Here is a 15,967-nt window from a genome sequence, read left to right on the forward strand (position 1 = left end):
GGTCACCGCCGGTCGGCTTTCGAAGCGCTTCGATATTGCTGCGAGGTTAAGTGAAGGCATGGGCCGTAACAAGAGGTGTCGCATGACTGCCGCCTTGACATCCGCTTGAGCTGCACAGAGCATCGAAGCGCTTCGAAGAATGCCAAGAAGAACGGCAACAAGAACGACAAGAAGAACAGCAAGAAGAACGACCACGAGTCACTTCCACCGTGCCCACCGCTCGCCAAGGGGATCCGCACGTGACCGCAAGCCCGCAGCCTTTCCGTGACCCCGAACTGCCCCTGGACCAGCGCGTGGACGACCTGCTGTCCCGGCTGACCAGCGGCGAACGCATCGCGCTCCTGCACCAGTTCGCGCCCGCCGTCGAACGGCTCGGCATCGCCGCGTTCCGCACCGGACAGGAGGCCCTGCACGGCGTCGCCTGGATGGGCCCCGCCACCGTCTTCCCGCAGTCGGTCGGGCTCGGCGCCACCTGGAACGACGGCCTCGTCCGCCGTATCGGCGAGGCCGTCGCCACCGAGGCGCGGGCCATGCGCGCGCGGGACGACCGCGTCGGCCTCAACCTCTGGGCGCCCACGGTGAACCTCCTGCGCCACCCGCTGTGGGGCAGGAACGAGGAGGGCTACTCGGAGGACCCCCGGCTCACCTCCGCGATCGCCGTCGCCTACACCCGGGGCCTGCGCGGCGACCACCCGGACCACTGGCGCACCGCCCCCGTGCTCAAGCACTGGCTGGCCCACAACAACGAGACGCACAGGGACACTTCGTCCGCCTCCGTGCGCCCGCGCGTCCTGCACGAGTACGACCTGCGGGCCTTCCGCGCCGCCGTCGAGGCGGGCGCCGTGGCCGGGGTGATGCCCGCGTACAACCTGGTCAACGGCCGCCCCAACCACCTCTCGCCGCACCTGCGCGAGCACCTGCGCACCTGGACAGAACAGGAGCTGCTCGTCTGCTCCGACGCGGGGGCGCCCAGCAACCTCGTGGACTCCGAGAAGTACTTCGACACCCACGAGGAGGCCACCGCGGCGGCACTCGTCGCGGGCGTCGACAGCTTCACCGACCACGGCACGGACGCATCGATCATCACCGGGCGCATTCAACGAGCCTTGGAACAAGGCCTGGTGACGGAGCAGGACATCGACACGGCGGCACGCCGACACCTGTCCGTCCGCTTCCGGCTCGGCGAGTTCGACCCCGGACAGGGTCCGTACGCGGACCCGGCCTCGCACGCCTTCGACACCCCCGAACACCGCGCGCTCGCCCAGGAGGCCGCCGAGCAGGCCATCGTCCTGCTCAAGAACGACGGGCTGCTCCCGCTGCCCGAAGGCACCCGGATCGCGGTCGTCGGACTCCTCGCCGACGAGTGCAAGACCGACTGGTACAGCGGCACCCCCATCCACCGCAGCACCCCCCTCGACGGCCTGCGCGAGCGGTTCGGCGCCGACCGCGTCACCTTCACCGAAGGCACCGACCGGGTGCGCCTGAAGTGCGCGGCCGGATGGCTCCGCGTGCCGCACTCCGAGGAGGACGGCGGCCGGTCCGGGGACGCCGAGATCGCCCTGGACCCGGCGCTGCTCGCAGGCCGTACCGATCTGCCGCCCCTGACCTGCGGCCCCGAGCCGACCGAGTTCGCCCTCGTCGACTGGGGAGGCGGCACATGGACGCTGCGTGCCCCCGACGGCCGCTACCTCTCGGTCGCCGACGACGGCTTCGTGCGCGCGTCGGCGGACCAACCCGGCGGCTGGGTCGTACAGGAGACGTTCGCGCTGGTCGGGCACGGGGACGGGTACCTCATCGAGCACACGGGGACGGGCGGGTACGTCTCTGTCGCCGCCGACGGTGCGAAGGTTGCCGATGGCGTGAAGGTTGCAGAGGAGCCCCAGGTCTTCACCGTCGAATACGTGGAGCGCGGCGAGGATGCCGTGGCCCGCGCCGCCGCCGAGGCCGACGCGGTGATCGTCGTCGCCGGGAACGACCCCCACATCAACGGCCGCGAGACCGAGGACCGCACGACGCTCGCCCTGCCGCCCCACCAGGACAGGCTGTGGCGCGCTGCCCGCGCCGCCAACCCCCGCACCGCGCTCGCCCTCGTCTCCGCCTATCCGTACGCGGTCGCCGACGCCCACGCCAAGCTGCCCGTGCTGCTGTGGACCGCACACGGCGGACAGGCCGCGGGCACAGCCCTCGCCCGGGTCGTCGCGGGCGACGTCTCCCCGGCCGGGCGCCTCCCGCAGACCTGGTACGCCGCCGACACCGACCTCCCCGACCTGCTCGACTACGACATCATCGGCTCCCGGCAGACCTACCTCTACTTCGACGGCACCCCGCTCTACCCCTTCGGGCACGGCATCGGCTACTCCTCCTTCGCGTACGAGGACTTGACGTCCGTGCGCGACGGAGAGCTGATCCGCGTCGCGTTCACCGTCACCAACACCGGACCCGTCGCGGCGGACGAGGTGGCCCAGCTCTACACCCGGGCACCCGAGGAAGCCGCCACCGCCCTCGCCCTGCCGCACCGGCAGCTCGCCGCGCACCGCCGCGTCCACCTCGCGGCCGGGGCCTCCTGCCGCCTGGAGTTCCAACTGCCCCTGCCCGAGTTTGGGTTCTGGGACGTCCGGCAGGACCGCTGGGCCGTGTTGCCCGGCGCGTACGAGATCCTCGCCGGGGCCTCCAGCGTCGACATCCGGCTCGCCGCGACCGTCCACGTCGAGGGCGCCCCGATCGCCGCCAGGCCGGTGCGGGAGGCCGGCCTGGCAGCGACCGGATACGACGAACAGGACCGCACCGAGATCGTCGACCGCGCCAGGACGCACGGCGACGCCGTGCGCCCCCGGGACGGTGGTACAGGTGAACTGCTCTTCTGTGCCTGCGACTTCGGAGACGGCGTCCATGACGTCTCGGTCGAAGTGGCGGGCGGGGGAGCCGTCGACCTCATCTCGGGCAGCACCGCAACCACCGTCACCGTCCCGGCCACCGGAGGCGTGTACGACTACGCCTCGCACACCTCCGGCTTCACCGCCGCCGGAGTACGCGATCTGCGCGTGCGGCTGCGCGGCCCCCTGCGCCTCGCCCGGATCACCTTCACCGCCACCGCCACCGCCCAGCCGAGGGAGACCGCATGAAGTTCACCGACGGCTTCTGGCTGATGCGCGACGGGGTGCGTGCCTCGTACGCGACCGACGTGCGCGACGTGCGGGAAGGCGAGGGCCGGTTCACCGCGTACGCCGCCGTTCACCGGGTCCGCGAACGCGGCGACACCCTCAACACGCCGCTCGTCACCGTCGAATGCTTCTCGCCCGCCGATGGCGTGATCGGCGTACGGGCGACGCACCACGCGGGAAAGGCCGCGCACGGACCGGAGTTCGGCCTGAACGCCACCGAGGGAGCGGGGCGCGTCCGGCGTGAGGGCAGCGTCACCGAACTCGCCAGCGGCCCGCTCACCGTACGCCTGGACACCGACCAGGCCTGGGGCCTGGAATTCCTCGACGCCGACGGACAGCGCCTCACCGCCGTCGAGCGCAGAGGCACCGGCTTCGCCACCGCGCGCGACGGCAGTCACCACATGATCGGCCAACTCGCCCTGGGAGTGGGGGAGTACATCTACGGTCTCGGCGAACGCTTCACCCCGTACGTCAAGAACGGCCAGAACGTCGACATCTGGCAGGCCGACGGCGGCACGAGCAGCGAGCAGGCCTACAAGAACATCCCCTTCCACCTCTCCTCGCGCGGCTACGGCGTCTTCGTCAACCACCCCGGCAAGGTCTCCTACGAGATCGGCTCCGAGTCGGTGGGCCAGGTCCAGTTCAGCGTCGAGGACCAGTCCATCGAGTACTACGTCATAGCCGGGCCCACGCCCAAGGACGTCCTGCGCCGCTACACCGCGCTGACCGGCCGCCCCGCGCTGCCGCCGGCCTGGTCGTTCGGACTGTGGCTGACGACGTCCTTCTGCACGCCCTACGACGAGGAGACCGTCACGGCCTTCGTCGAGGGCATGGCCGAGCGCGACATCCCGCTCGGCGTCTTCCACTTCGACTGCTTCTGGATGCGCGAGTACCAGTGGACCGACTTCCGCTGGGACCCGGAAGTCTTCCCCGACCCGGAGGGCATGCTGCGCAGGCTCCGCGAACGCGGCCTGAAGGTCAGCGTGTGGATCAACCCGTACATCGCGCAGAAGTCCGACCTCTTCGCCGAGGCCGCCGCCGAGGGCTACCTCGTCCGGCGGCCGAACGGCGACATCTGGCAGTGGGACCTCTGGCAGCCGGGCATGGCCCTCGTGGACTTCACGAACCCGGCCGCCCGCCAGTGGTACGCGGACCAGCTGCGCACCCTGCTCGACCAGGGTGTCGACTGCTTCAAGACCGACTTCGGCGAACGTGTCCCCACCGACGTCGTCTGGCACGACGGATCGGATCCCGCGCGCATGCACAACTACTACGCGCAGCTCTACAACAGCACGGTCTTCGAACTCCTGGAGAAGGAGCGCGGCCCGGGGGACGCGGTCCTCTTCGCCAGGTCCGCGACGGCGGGCGGCCAGCAGTTCCCCGTGCATTGGGGCGGTGACTGCTTCGCCTCGCTCGGCGCGATGGCCGAGTCGCTGCGCGGCGGCCTCTCCCTCTCGCTCTCCGGCTTCGGCTTCTGGAGCCACGACATCGGCGGCTTCGAGGGCACTCCCGACCCGGCGGTCTTCAAACGCTGGCTCGCCTTCGGCCTGCTGTCCTCGCACAGCCGCCTGCACGGCAACGTCTCCTACCGGGTGCCGTGGGCCTTCGGTGACGAAGCGGTCGAGGTGGCACGGAAGTTCACACGGCTCAAGCACCGCCTCATGCCGTACCTGTACGGAGCCGCCGTCGAGGCCCACCGCACGGGCGTCCCCGTCATGCGTCCGATGCTCCTGGAGTTCCCGGACGACCCCGCCTGCCGCACCCTGGACCGCCAGTACATGCTCGGCCCCGACCTCCTGGTCGCCCCCGTCTTCACCGCCGAGGGGGACGTCGAGTTCTACGTGCCCGAAGGCACCTGGACCCATCTCCTGACCGGCGAGACCGTCCGGGGCCCGGCCTGGCGGCGCGAGACCCACGGCTTCGACAGCCTCCCCCTGTACGTACGCCCCGGCGCGCTGCTCCCGATCGGCGCCGACGACCAGCGCCCCGACGGCGACTGGCTCCAGGACCTCACCCTCCTGGTCACCCCGGACACCGCGGACGGCACGGGGATCACCGTGCCCGACCTGGAAGGCCGGCCGGCCGCCGTCTTCCGCGCCGTACGGGACGGAGCCGGGGTCCGGGTCACCGCGGAGGGGAGCACACGCGCCTTCGCGGTGCGGCCCGTGGCCAACTGGTCGGATCCGGACGGCAACCCTTTGCCCGGCAGCGGCGACAAGGACGTGTAAGCCGTCCACCACCGAAGGAATGATCCGGGAACATGACCCCACGAGCGAACAGGCGCCTCCGTCACCGCCGAGGTCTCACCAAGCGCCGAGCCGTCGTCGGCGGCATAGCCGCGCTCGGCATGACAGGCGCCGCCCTCGTCACCACCTCCATGATGTCGACCGCGGGGGCGGCGAGTGCCTGGCCCCAGGCCAAGGGCGAGAAGCCGACGTCCAAGACCATCGAGGTGTCCGGCACCTACGACGGTGGTCTCAAGCGCCACTACGGCACCGGCGACCTGGGCGGCGACGGCCAGGACGAGGGCCAGGACCCGATCTTCAAGCTGAAGGACGGCGCGGTCCTCAAGAACGTGATCCTCGGCTCCCCGGCCGCGGACGGCGTGCACTGCCAGGGCAGCTGCACCATCCAGAACGTGTGGTGGGAGGACGTCGGCGAGGACGCGGCCACCTTCAAGGGGACCTCGGCGGGCTCGACCTACACCGTCTACGGCGGTGGCGCCAGGAAGGCCGACGACAAGGTCTTCCAGTTCAACGGCGCGGGCAAGCTGGTCGTCACGAAGTTCCAGGTCTCCGACTTCGGCAAGCTGGTGCGCGCCTGCGGCAACTGCTCCAAGCAGTACCAGCGGAACATCATCGTGAACGACGTCGACATCACCGCCCCGGGCAAGTCGATCGTCGGCATCAACACCAACTACGGTGACACGGCCGCGCTGCGCAACATCCGCATCCACGGCGACAGCGGCAAGAAGATCGCCACGTGCGACCGGTTCACCGGCAACAACACCGGTGCCGAGCCGCCCAAGACGGGAACTGGCCCCGACGGCAAGTACTGCAAGTTCACCGCCGGGGACATCAGCTACAAGTAGGCGTCGGCGTCGAGCAGCCGGTCGTACTCGGCCTGCGTCACGGGTAGCACCGTGCCGTGCCGTGCGCCGGCCGGCAGCTCGGCGTCCTGCGTCTGCGTCCATGTGCCCGAGGCGAGGTCGCTCGTCTCGAAGAGGACATAACCGCGCCCGCCGAACTCGTCGATGAGCATGTACCACTTGTCCCCGGTGTTGGCCTTGAACACCGCGGGCCCCTCACCCCGGTCGATCACGCCCTTCCCGATGCAGTCGGCCACGAAGTCGTACGAGGTGTCCGTCAGGCTCCTCGACCTCTCCGCGGTGATGAACTTCGAGCAGGGGGTGCCCGAGGCCGGGTCCCGCTCGTCCTTGGTGAAGCGGTAGTAGTCGCGGCCGTCCTTGACCACGGTGGAGTCGATCACCGAGTAACCCGGGTCGTTCCACACCTTGGGCTTGCTGAAGGTGCGGAAGTCCTTCGTCGTCGCGTACAGCATTTTGTTGTACGTCGATCCTGTGTGGTCCGGGTCGTCCGCGGCGTAGACCTTCGAGGCCCAGAAGACGACGTACGCCTTCAGCTTCTCGTCGTAATAGGCCTCCGGGGCCCAGGTGTTGCCTGCCGTGTCCGGTGCGACCTTCACCAGGCGCTGGTCGGTCCAGTGGACCAGGTCGGTGGACTCCCACACCATGATCGACTTGCTGCCGGTGCGCTGTACCTGGTCCCAACTGCCGCCGCTGCCGCCGTACATCCGCAGGTCGGTGGCGATCTGGTAGAACTTGTCGCCCTTCGGGGAGCGGATGATGAACGGGTCGCGCAGCCCCGTGGTGCCGAGCTGCGAGGTCAGCACCGGCTTTCCGCCGTTCAACTCCCGGTACTGCGTAGGGTCGTTGCCGCGGCTGAGTGCCATGCGGATCTGCTCGCCGTCCGCGGTGCCCTCCCCGGTGAAGTAGCTGAACAGATAACCCGCGTACTTCTGCTTCTGCTGGGCATGGGTTGGCTCCGCGTGCGCGGGAGTTGCGAGCAGACCGACCACGAGGGCGAGGAGCGGGATCAGGATTCTTGTGCGCATGGCTCAGCGCGCCGAGAAGCTGTGGACCGTGCTCGACCGGTAGGTCTGGCCGGGCCGCAGCACCGTCGAGGGGAACTTCGGCTGGTTGGGGGAGTCCGGGAAGTGCTGGGTCTCCAGGCAGAGGCCGTCGCCCTGCCGGTAGGTGCGCCCCGAGGGCCCGGTGAGGGTTCCGTCCAGGAAGTTCCCGGAGTAGAACTGCACGCCGGGCTCCGTGGTGGCGATCTTCATGGAGCGCCCGGACTCCGGGTCCCGCAGCGTCGCGAAGTGCTCGGGGCGCGTGGTGATGCCCTTGTCCAGGACCCAGTTGTGGTCGAAGCCCTTGGCGGTCACCAGTTGCTCGTGCGAGACCCGGATGTCCTCGCCGACCGTCTTCGCACGCCGGAAGTCGAAGGGAGTGCCCGCCACCTTCGCCAGCTCGCCCGTCGGGATGAGACCGGAGTCCGTCGGCGTGAACCGGGCGGCGGCCAGGGAGAGTTCATGGTCGTAGATGCCGCCGCTGCCCTCGCCCGCGAGGTTGTAGTACGTGTGGTTCGTCAGGTTCACCACGGTGGCCTTGTCCGTGGTCGCCGCGTAGTCGATGCGCCAGTCGCCGCGCGCGGTGAGGGTGTACGTCACCTTCACGCGCAGCGTGCCGGGGTAACCCATCTCGCCGTCGACGCTCACGTACCGCAGGACGAGGCCCACGCCGGAGGAGTCCGCGAACGGCTCAACGTCCCACACCCGCCTGTCGAAGCCCTTGGCCCCGCCGTGCAGGCTGTTCTCGCCGTCGTTGACGGAGAGCTGGTGGGTCTTGCCGTCAAGGGTGAAGCGGCCCTTGGCGATGCGGTTGCCGTAGCGGCCGATGAGCGCGCCGAAGAAGGTGGTCCCTGCCGTGTACGCCTCGATGGTGTCGTAGCCGAGGGACACGTTGGTGTACCGGCCGTGCCGGTCCGGGAGTTCGAGGGACTGGACGATGCCGCCGTACGAGAGCACCTTCATGCGGGTGCCGCCGTTGGCGAGGGACCAGCGGTACACCTTCGTGCCGTCGGCCAGCTTGCCGAAGAGCTCCTTGGTGGGCGTCCTGCCGGAACCCGGTGACGCGTACGAGGTGCCGGTGACGGCGGCGGTGAGGCCGGCGGCGGCAGCGGTGGCCAGGACGGTGCGTCTGCTCGTTTCCATGTTCGGCTCCTAATTTCTCAGCCCGTCGTGGGGGTCCCCCCTGCTCTTTAAGAGCTTGGGGGAGTTTGAGGACGAGCCCGAAGGGCGATTTGCGGTGCGAGGAACCACAGGGCAAGGCGTGGTCGGTCACCTGGGGCTCAGCGCCCCACCTTGCGTTTGTTCCAGACGTCGAACCCGACCGCGGCGAGCAGCACCAGGCCCTTGATGACCTGCTGGTAGTCGGTGCCGATGTTGACCAGGGACATGCCGTTGTTGAGGACGCCGAGCACCAGGCCGCCGATCACGGCGCCCATCACCGTGCCGACGCCGCCGCTCATCGACGCGCCGCCGATGAACGCGGCCGCGATCGCCTCGAGTTCGAAGTTCAGGCCCGCCTGCGGTGTGCCCGCGTTCAGGCGCGCCGCGTACACACAGCCCGCGAGCGCCGCGAGCACGCCCATGTTCACGAAGATCAGGAAGGTGACGCGCTTGTCCTTGACGCCGGACAGCTTCGCCGCCGCCTTGTTGCCGCCGAGCGCGTACACGTGGCGTCCGACGACCGCGTTGCGCATCACATAGCCGAGGGTGATCAGCAGGCCGCACATGATGAGCAGTACGACGGGCACGCCGTGGAAGCTGGCGAGGGTCAGCGTGAAGGCGACGACGGCGGCGGTGATCGCCACCAGCTTGGCCACCCACAGGCTCGTCGGCGTCACGTCGAGGTCGTAGGCCAACTGCTGCTTGCGGCTGCGCCATTCACGGAAGAGCAGGAACGCGACCGTCACCGCGCCGAGCAGCAGCGTCGGGTTGTGGTACTGCGTGTACGGGCCCATCTCGGGGATGAACCCCTTGGCGATGTTCTGGAAGCCCTCGGGGAACGGCGAGAGCGACTGGCCCTCGAGGACGATCTGCGTGAGACCGCGGAAGAGCAGCATGCCGGCCAGCGTCACGATGAACGACGGGATGCCGACGTACGCGATGAAGAAGCCCTGCCAGGCGCCCGCGACCGCGCCGATGAGGAGCGAGAGGACGAGGGCGAGCACCCACGGCATGTCGTGTTTGACCATCATCACCGCCGACATGGCGCCGACGAAGGCGACCAACGAGCCGACGGACAGGTCGATGTGCCCGGCGATGATGACGATCATCATGCCGATGGCCAGGATGAGGATGTAGCCGTTCTGCTGGATCAGGTTGGAGACGTTGTTCGGCAGGAGCAGCGTGCCGTCGGTCCAGATCTGGAACAGGATGACGATGAAGGCCAGGGCGACGAGCATGCCGTACTGGCGCATGTTGGAGCGCACGCTCTGCAGCAGCAGATCACGGGCGGACTCCTTGGCGGACGGCGTGGACGACGCGTCACGTGGTGGCGTGGTCGTGGTGGTCATGGCGGATGCCTCAGCTTCTGTTCTTGGTCATGTGGCGCATCAGGAGTTCCTGGGTGGCGTCCGCGCGGTCGACCTCACCGGTCAGCCGGCCCTCGGCCATCGTGTAGATCCGGTCGCACATCCCGAGCAGCTCGGGCAGTTCGGAGGAGATGAACAGCACCGCCTTGCCCGAGGCCGCCAGCTTGTCGATGACGGTGTAGATCTCGTACTTGGCGCCGATGTCGATGCCACGCGTCGGCTCGTCGAGGATCAGCACCTCGGGGTCGGCGTGGATCCACTTGCTCAGGACGACCTTCTGCTGATTGCCGCCGGAGAGCCGCCCCACCTGCTCGAATACGGTGGGAGTCTTGATGTTCATCGACTTGCGGTAGCGCTCGGCGACGGAGCGTTCGTGGTGCTCGTCGACGAAGCCGTCCTTGCGCCGCATGCCCGGCAGCGAAGCCAGGGAGATGTTGCGGTTGATGTTGTCGATGAGGTTCAGGCCGTACTGCTTGCGGTCCTCGGTGACGTACGCGATCCCGGCGTCGACCGCCGCGGGCACGGTCTTCGTCATGACCTCGCGCCCGTTGACGGCCACCGTGCCGGCGACGTACTGACCATAGGAACGCCCGAAGACCGACATCGCGAGCTCCGTGCGTCCCGCGCCCATCAGGCCCGCGATGCCGACGATCTCGCCGCGCCGCACGGTCAGCGACACGTCGTCGACGACCTTGCGCTGGTGGTCGACCGGATGCCGCACCGTCCAGCCGGTGACGGACAGCGCGAGAGATCCCGCGTCCTCGCCCTCGTAGGGCGTGCGGTCGGGGAAGCGGTGATCCAGGTCGCGGCCGACCATGCCGCGGATGATGCGGTCCTCGGCCACCTGCGGTTCGGACGCCGGGGTCTCACGGACCGTCAGGGTCTCGATGGTCCGTCCGTCGCGCAGGATCGTCACCGAGTCGGTGATGGCCCGGATCTCGTTCAGCTTGTGCGAGATGATGATGCAGGCGATGCCCTGGTCGCGCAGCTCCAGGATGAGGTCGAGCAGCTTGGCGCTGTCCTCGTCGTTCAGCGCGGCCGTCGGCTCGTCCAGGATGAGCAGCTTCACCTCCTTGGACAGGGCCTTGGCGATCTCCACGAGCTGCTGCTTGCCCACGCCGATGTCGGCGACCGGAGTCTGCGGCTTCTCGCTCAGGCCGACTCGCTTGAGCAGGGCGCTCGCCCTGCGCAGCGTGTCGTTCCAGTCGATGAAGCCCCGGGTGCTCTGTTCGTTGCCGAGGAAGATGTTCTCGGCGATGGACAGGTACGGGACGAGCGCCAGCTCCTGATGGATGATGACGATGCCGCGCTTCTCGCTGGCTCGGATGTCCTTGAAGGCCATCCGCTCGCCCTCGAAGTGGATCTCGCCGTCGTAACTGCCGTGCTCGTGGACACCGCTGAGGACCTTCACCAGCGTCGACTTGCCCGCGCCGTTCTCGCCGCAGATCGCGTGGATCTCCCCGGCGCCCACGGTCAGATTCACATCGGAGAGCGCTTTGACGCCGGGGAACGTCTTGGTGATGCCGCGCATCTCCAGTACTGGCCCGCTCACGAGAGCTGCCCAGCCTTGAAGTAACCCTCGTCGACCAGGAGTTGGGTGTTGGACTTGTCGATGCTGACCGGGTCGAGGAGGAAGGACGGCACGGTCTTCTTGCCGTTGTTGTAGTCCTTGGTGTTGTTGACCTTCGGCTTCTTGTCGTTCAGGACCGCGTCGCCCATGGACACCGTCTGCGCGGCCAGCTTGCGGGTGTCCTTGAACACCGTCTGCGTCTGCTCGCCGCGGATGATGGACTTCACCGACGCGAGCTCCGCGTCCTGCCCGGTGATCACCGGAAGGGGCTGGCTCTTGGATCCGTACCCCGCGCTCTTCAGCGCGGAGATGATGCCGATCGAGATCCCGTCGTAGGGCGAGAGGACCGCGTCGACCTTCGCCGAGCCGTAGTTCTTGCTGATCAGGTCGTCCATGCGCTTCTGCGCGGTGCCGCCGTCCCAGCGCAGCGTGGTGGCCTGATTCATCTTCGTCTGCTTGCTGCGGACGACGAGCTGGCCGCTCTTGAAGTACGGCTGGAGCACCTTCATGGCGCCGTTCCAGAAGTACTTGGTGTTGTTGTCGTCCGGCGAACCCGCGAACAGCTCGATGTTGTGCGCGTCGCCGCCCTTCTCGGGCTTGCCCAGCTTCAGCTTGTCGACGATGTACTGGGCTTCCAGGCGCCCGACGCGCTCGTTGTCGAACGAGGCGTAGTAGTCGACGTGCTCGGTGCCGAGGATGAGACGGTCGTACGAGATCACGGGGATGCCCGCGTCGTGCGCGCGCTGGAGGACCTCGGTGAGCGCGGAGCCGTCGATGGCGGCGACCACCAGGAGGCTGCGGCCCTTGGTGATCATGTTCTCCAGCTGGGCGATCTGGTTCTCGACCTTGTCGTCGCCGTACTGCAGATCGGTCTTGTACCCGGCCTTCTGGAACTGCTTCGCCATGTTGTTGCCGTCGGCGATCCACCGCTCGGAGGCCTTCGTGGGCATCGCGAGGCCGATGGTGCTGCCCTTGCCCTCGTCCGGCTTGTAGCGGCTGCCGCCCAAGGCCTCCTGGCCGCAGGCGGTCAGCGAGCCGAGCAGGACGACGGTGGCCACGGCGGCGCCGAGACGTACTTTTCTCGATATGCGGGTGCTCGTGCGGGTGCTCATGGATCAGTCCCCTTCCGGGACGGGGAAGCGCTGGAGCTCACCCGGCAGGCGTGAGCCGAGCGGCGACATCCCGCCGTCCGCGCCGTGCCGGGCGAGCAGGTCGAGGGCGAGACGGCCGCGGCGGACCCGCTCGCGGGCGGTGGCCAGGGTGTGGTCGCGCAGGTGGGCACCGTAGGGATAGATGCCGGGGGACTTGCTCAGACCGAACTTGAGGTAGAGCGGGGCGCCGCGCCTGATCAGCTCGGCCGCCTCGTACATCCGGACGTAGCCGCCGAGGTCGTCGGGCGCCTCGACGTACAGGTCCATCGGGGCACGGCTGGCCCTGCGGATCTCCGTGAGGTGGTCCAGGGTGAGGTCGGAGGGGATGTTGAGGGAGTCGGCGCCGAGCCGCTCGTAGACCGCGTACGAGGCCGGGTTGACCGGGCCGATCAGGGCGGAGACCTTGAACGTCGTGTCGGCGGGCAGTACACCGGCGACGCGCAGCCTGTGCAGCGTCCACAGCACGCCCTCGTCGGCGACGAGCAGGCAGCGCACCCCCAACTCCGTGGCCCGCACGGCGTCTTCGACACATCCGGCGAGCGCGTCATGGCCGCGCGAACGAAGGCCGCCACCGCCGGAGTCGGTTCGGGTCGCGGCGCCGATGTCCCAGGTGCCGCGCGGCCCGGTGAACAGGCAGAGCTCGATGTCCCGTTCGGCGCAGGCCTCCACCATCTCGGTGATCTCGTCGTCGGAGAGCATCCAGATGCCGCTGCCCTGGCTGATCCGGTGGATCGGCACGTCGAGCCGCGAGCTCTCCTTGAGGACGACGGCCAGCGCCTCCGGCCCCTCCACGGAGGGGATCTCGGTGCGCCAGGTGCCACCGTCGGGGAACGTGTGCGGTGACGCGTCGGCCGGGTCGATGGCGGGTACGGGGTGCCCGATGCGGGCGAGGGCGTCGACGCCGGGGCGGCGGGGTGCTGACGGGCTGGTCACGGGACTCCCATACGCAATGAATGCTGCTGTGAATGCTGCTGTGTTCGATATTTCGTACGTTGGTCGGTTCAGTGGGTGTACGGCGGTACGGGGGGTTTGCGGGGCGCTGTCACCACGTACCGCCGTACGTCTCGGGGGTGTCTCAGGGGCGCAGCAGCACCTTCCCGGTCTTCGGGTCGCCGCCGCCGACCAGCGCCACCGCCTCGCCGAACCGCTCCAGCGGGAACTCGTGCGTGATGAGCGGTGCCGGGTCGAGCTGGCCGAGCCCGAAGGCGCGTACCGCGTCCGACCAGGCGGAGGACGGCGCGCCGAAGACACTGCGCACCTCGAGCTGGCTGAGTGAGAGGTGCACCGGATCGATGCCGACGGCGCCCGGAGTGAACATGCCGGTAAGGACCACCCGGCCGCCCCTGCGCGCGAGGAGACAGGACGAGGCAGCCGTGCTCGGCGCCCCCGCGGTCTCCACCACCAGGTCGAAACGGCCGTGGTACGCCTCCGCCTCGGCGGGCGTCAGGCTCTCGCTCGCCCCGAAGCCCAACGCCTGCGTGCCGCGCTCGGCCCGCGGGTCGATCACCACGAGCTCGCCGGGCGACGAGGCGGCAAGGAGCTGCACCGCGAGCATCCCGAGGGTGCCCGCACCCACCACGGCGATCCGCTCGCCCGGCCTCGGCCGCCCCGTGCGCACCGCGCCCGCGATCACCGCGGCGGGTTCGAGCAGGGCGGCGGCCGCCAGGTCCGCGTCCGGGTGCAGCAGGTGCAACAGCCGGGCGGGCACGGCCACATGGTCGGCGAAGGCGCCGGGCTCGGTGAACCCGGTCTCCGCGTACCCGCCGCCGCACAGGCTCGTCTCGCCCTCGCGGCAGCGCTCGCAGGTGCCACAGGCGCGGAACCCCTCGGCGACTGTCTTGCGCCCGACGAGCGCCGGGTCGACGCCCTCGCCGGTGGCCTCGACGGTGCCGGACCACTCGTGCCCGGGGATCACGGGATAGCGCACATAGGCGGCGTCGCGATGACCGTCGTAGACCTCGCGGTCGCTCATGCAGATCCCGGCGGCGGCCACCCGGACCAGGACCTCGCCGAGTCCCGGCTCGGGCCGCGCGCCGACCGTGAGCCGGTGCGAGCCCGGCCGGTCGACGACGATCGCACGTGAGTCGCTGCTCACTTCCCGGCCGCCTTGGGGGCGCGCTTCTCCCAGCCCTCGGCCCACAGGTCGAACCGCGCCTGCTGCTGCGGGAACTCGGCCGCCGCGTCCGTGTCGAGCTCGACGCCGAGGCCCGGCTCGTGGGACACCTGGAAGTAGCCGTCGACCACCTGCGGCGCGCCCTTGACCACCTTCTTGATCTCCGCGTCCGCGAAGTCGTTGAAGTGCTCCAGGATCTTGAAGTTGGGCGTGCAGGCGGCGAGTTGCAGCGAGGCCGCGGTGAGCACCGAGCCGCCGACGTTGTGCGGGGCGATCAGCGTGTAGTGCGTCTCCGCGGTCGCGGCCAGCTTGCGGGTCTCCAGGATGCCGCCGATGTGGCCGAGGTCCGGCTGGATGATGTCGGCGGCCTGCGACTCGAAGAGCTCGCGGAACTCGATCCGGTCGTGGATGCGCTCACCCGTGGCGATCGGCATGTCCACCTTGGCGGCGACCTTCTCAAGCGCCTTGAGGTTCTCCGGCGGCACCGGCTCCTCCAGCCAGGCGGGCTTGAACGGCGCCATGTCCTTGGCCAGGCGCACCGCCGTGGACGGGCTGAAGCGGCCGTGCATCTCCAGCATCAGCTCGGCGTCAGGGCCGATCGCGTCCCGCACCGCCTCGATCAGCGAGACCGCGTAGGACGTGCCCGCCTGGTCGAGCTCGAAGTGCCCGGTCCCGAACGGGTCGATCTTCAGGGCGCGGTAGCCACGCTCCATCACGGTCCGAGCGGCCTTGTGGTACGCCTCCGGAGTGCGCTCGGTGGTGTACCAGCCGTTCGCGTACGCCTTGACCTTGTCGGTCACCTTGCCGCCGAGCAGCTGCCAGACCGGCACGCCGAGGGCCTTGCCCTTGATGTCCCAGCAGGCCATCTCCACGCAGGCGATGCCCGACATGACGATCTCGCCGGCGCGGCCGTAGTCGCCGTACTTCATCCTCCGCACGAGATCCTCGACCGCGAACGGATCGGACCCCACGATGTGGTTGGCCGCCGCCTCTTGGAGGTAGCCGAGCAGCGCGTCGGTGCGGCCGAGCATGCGGGTCTCGCCGACTCCGGTGAGGCCTTCGTCGGTGTGGACCTGGACGTAGGTGAGATTGCGCCACGGCGTCCCCACCACGTGCGTGCTGATTCCCGTAATACGCAAGGCAGTTGCCCCTTGGTTGTTCGGTATTTCGTCACACGTTCGAAATGTTGGCGTGACCGTATTCACGCAGGCGGCAGGGTGTCAATGGGTCGAGCGAAACGGTCTTGGGCCGGCCTCGGATCGGTATCGGGTCCGCAGGTGTGCCCCTCAGGCCGT

General features: G+C 69.1%; 10 protein-coding genes and 1 pseudogene. 3 read left to right on the forward strand and 8 right to left on the reverse strand.

The window, feature by feature from the left end; translation table 11 throughout:
* Positions 1–239 precede the first annotated feature (239 nt).
* The 3 genes from ACWGI2_RS22995 to ACWGI2_RS23005 are packed head-to-tail and all read left to right on the forward strand — an operon-like array spanning position 240 to position 6,252.
* Positions 240–3,122, forward strand: coding sequence for a glycoside hydrolase family 3 C-terminal domain-containing protein (locus tag ACWGI2_RS22995; RefSeq protein ID WP_453697297.1), 2,883 nt, complete (start codon positions 240–242; stop codon positions 3,120–3,122).
* Positions 3,119–5,389 carry an alpha-xylosidase gene (gene yicI / locus ACWGI2_RS23000; protein ID WP_453697298.1) on the forward strand — a complete coding sequence of 757 codons (2,271 nt, stop codon included), beginning with the start codon at positions 3,119–3,121 and terminating at the stop codon, positions 5,387–5,389. The genes ACWGI2_RS22995 and yicI overlap by 4 nt, the downstream gene beginning before the upstream one ends.
* 32 nt (positions 5,390–5,421) lie before the next feature.
* Positions 5,422–6,252, forward strand: coding sequence for a pectate lyase (locus ACWGI2_RS23005; RefSeq protein ID WP_453697300.1), 831 nt, complete (start codon positions 5,422–5,424; stop codon positions 6,250–6,252).
* A 5-nt stretch (positions 6,253–6,257) separates the two neighbouring features.
* On the opposite strand, the pseudogene ACWGI2_RS23010 reads toward ACWGI2_RS23005, so the two are convergent.
* The 8 genes and pseudogenes from ACWGI2_RS23010 to ACWGI2_RS23045 all read right to left on the reverse strand — a co-directional run.
* Positions 6,258–7,295 (reverse strand): annotated as a pseudogene (locus tag ACWGI2_RS23010) (glycoside hydrolase family 43 protein); the annotation flags it as partial.
* A gap of 3 nt (positions 7,296–7,298) precedes the next feature.
* A complete protein-coding gene (locus ACWGI2_RS23015; RefSeq protein ID WP_453697302.1) occupies positions 7,299–8,453 on the reverse strand; it encodes an aldose epimerase family protein in 1,155 nt (384 codons plus the stop codon).
* Positions 8,454–8,590: 137 nt separating this feature from the next.
* Positions 8,591–9,820 carry a multiple monosaccharide ABC transporter permease gene (gene mmsB / locus ACWGI2_RS23020; RefSeq protein ID WP_453396179.1) on the reverse strand — a complete coding sequence of 410 codons (1,230 nt, stop codon included), beginning with the start codon at positions 9,818–9,820 and terminating at the stop codon, positions 8,591–8,593.
* 10 nt (positions 9,821–9,830) lie between these two features.
* The gene (gene mmsA / locus ACWGI2_RS23025; protein WP_453697713.1) at positions 9,831–11,369 is read right to left on the reverse strand and encodes a multiple monosaccharide ABC transporter ATP-binding protein; all 1,539 of its coding nucleotides are present in this window, start codon (positions 11,367–11,369) and stop codon (positions 9,831–9,833) included.
* A gap of 17 nt (positions 11,370–11,386) precedes the next feature.
* Positions 11,387–12,520 (reverse strand): multiple monosaccharide ABC transporter substrate-binding protein, encoded by a 1,134-nt coding sequence (chvE, locus tag ACWGI2_RS23030; protein ID WP_453396180.1) that lies wholly within the window; start codon positions 12,518–12,520, stop codon positions 11,387–11,389.
* 3 nt (positions 12,521–12,523) lie between these two features.
* Positions 12,524–13,492, reverse strand: coding sequence for a hypothetical protein (locus ACWGI2_RS23035; RefSeq protein ID WP_453396181.1), 969 nt, complete (start codon positions 13,490–13,492; stop codon positions 12,524–12,526).
* Positions 13,493–13,634: 142 nt separating this feature from the next.
* Positions 13,635–14,654: a zinc-dependent alcohol dehydrogenase gene (locus ACWGI2_RS23040; RefSeq protein ID WP_453697304.1), complete on the reverse strand. Its 1,020-nt coding sequence runs from the start codon at positions 14,652–14,654 to the stop codon at positions 13,635–13,637.
* The gene (locus ACWGI2_RS23045) at positions 14,651–15,811 is read right to left on the reverse strand and encodes a mandelate racemase/muconate lactonizing enzyme family protein (protein WP_453697306.1); all 1,161 of its coding nucleotides are present in this window, start codon (positions 15,809–15,811) and stop codon (positions 14,651–14,653) included. Before ACWGI2_RS23045 ends, ACWGI2_RS23040 begins: the two co-directional genes overlap by 4 nt.
* Positions 15,812–15,967 lie beyond the last annotated feature (156 nt).

The organism is Streptomyces sp. NPDC054866 (genome assembly GCF_053610745.1).

Bases quoted from the DNA above. Each gene is read 5' to 3' on its own strand.
- yicI (WP_453697298.1), top strand. From the start codon at position 3,119: ATGAAGTTCACCGACGGCTTCTGGCTGATGCGCGACGGGGTGCGTGCC.
- ACWGI2_RS23005 (WP_453697300.1), top strand. From the start codon at position 5,422: ATGACCCCACGAGCGAACAGGCGCCTCCGTCACCGCCGAGGTCTCACC.
- ACWGI2_RS23015 (WP_453697302.1), bottom strand. From the start codon at position 8,453: ATGGAAACGAGCAGACGCACCGTCCTGGCCACCGCTGCCGCCGCCGGC.
- mmsB (WP_453396179.1), bottom strand. From the start codon at position 9,820: ATGACCACCACGACCACGCCACCACGTGACGCGTCGTCCACGCCGTCC.
- mmsA (WP_453697713.1), bottom strand. From the start codon at position 11,369: ATGCGCGGCATCACCAAGACGTTCCCCGGCGTCAAAGCGCTCTCCGAT.
- chvE (WP_453396180.1), bottom strand. From the start codon at position 12,520: ATGAGCACCCGCACGAGCACCCGCATATCGAGAAAAGTACGTCTCGGC.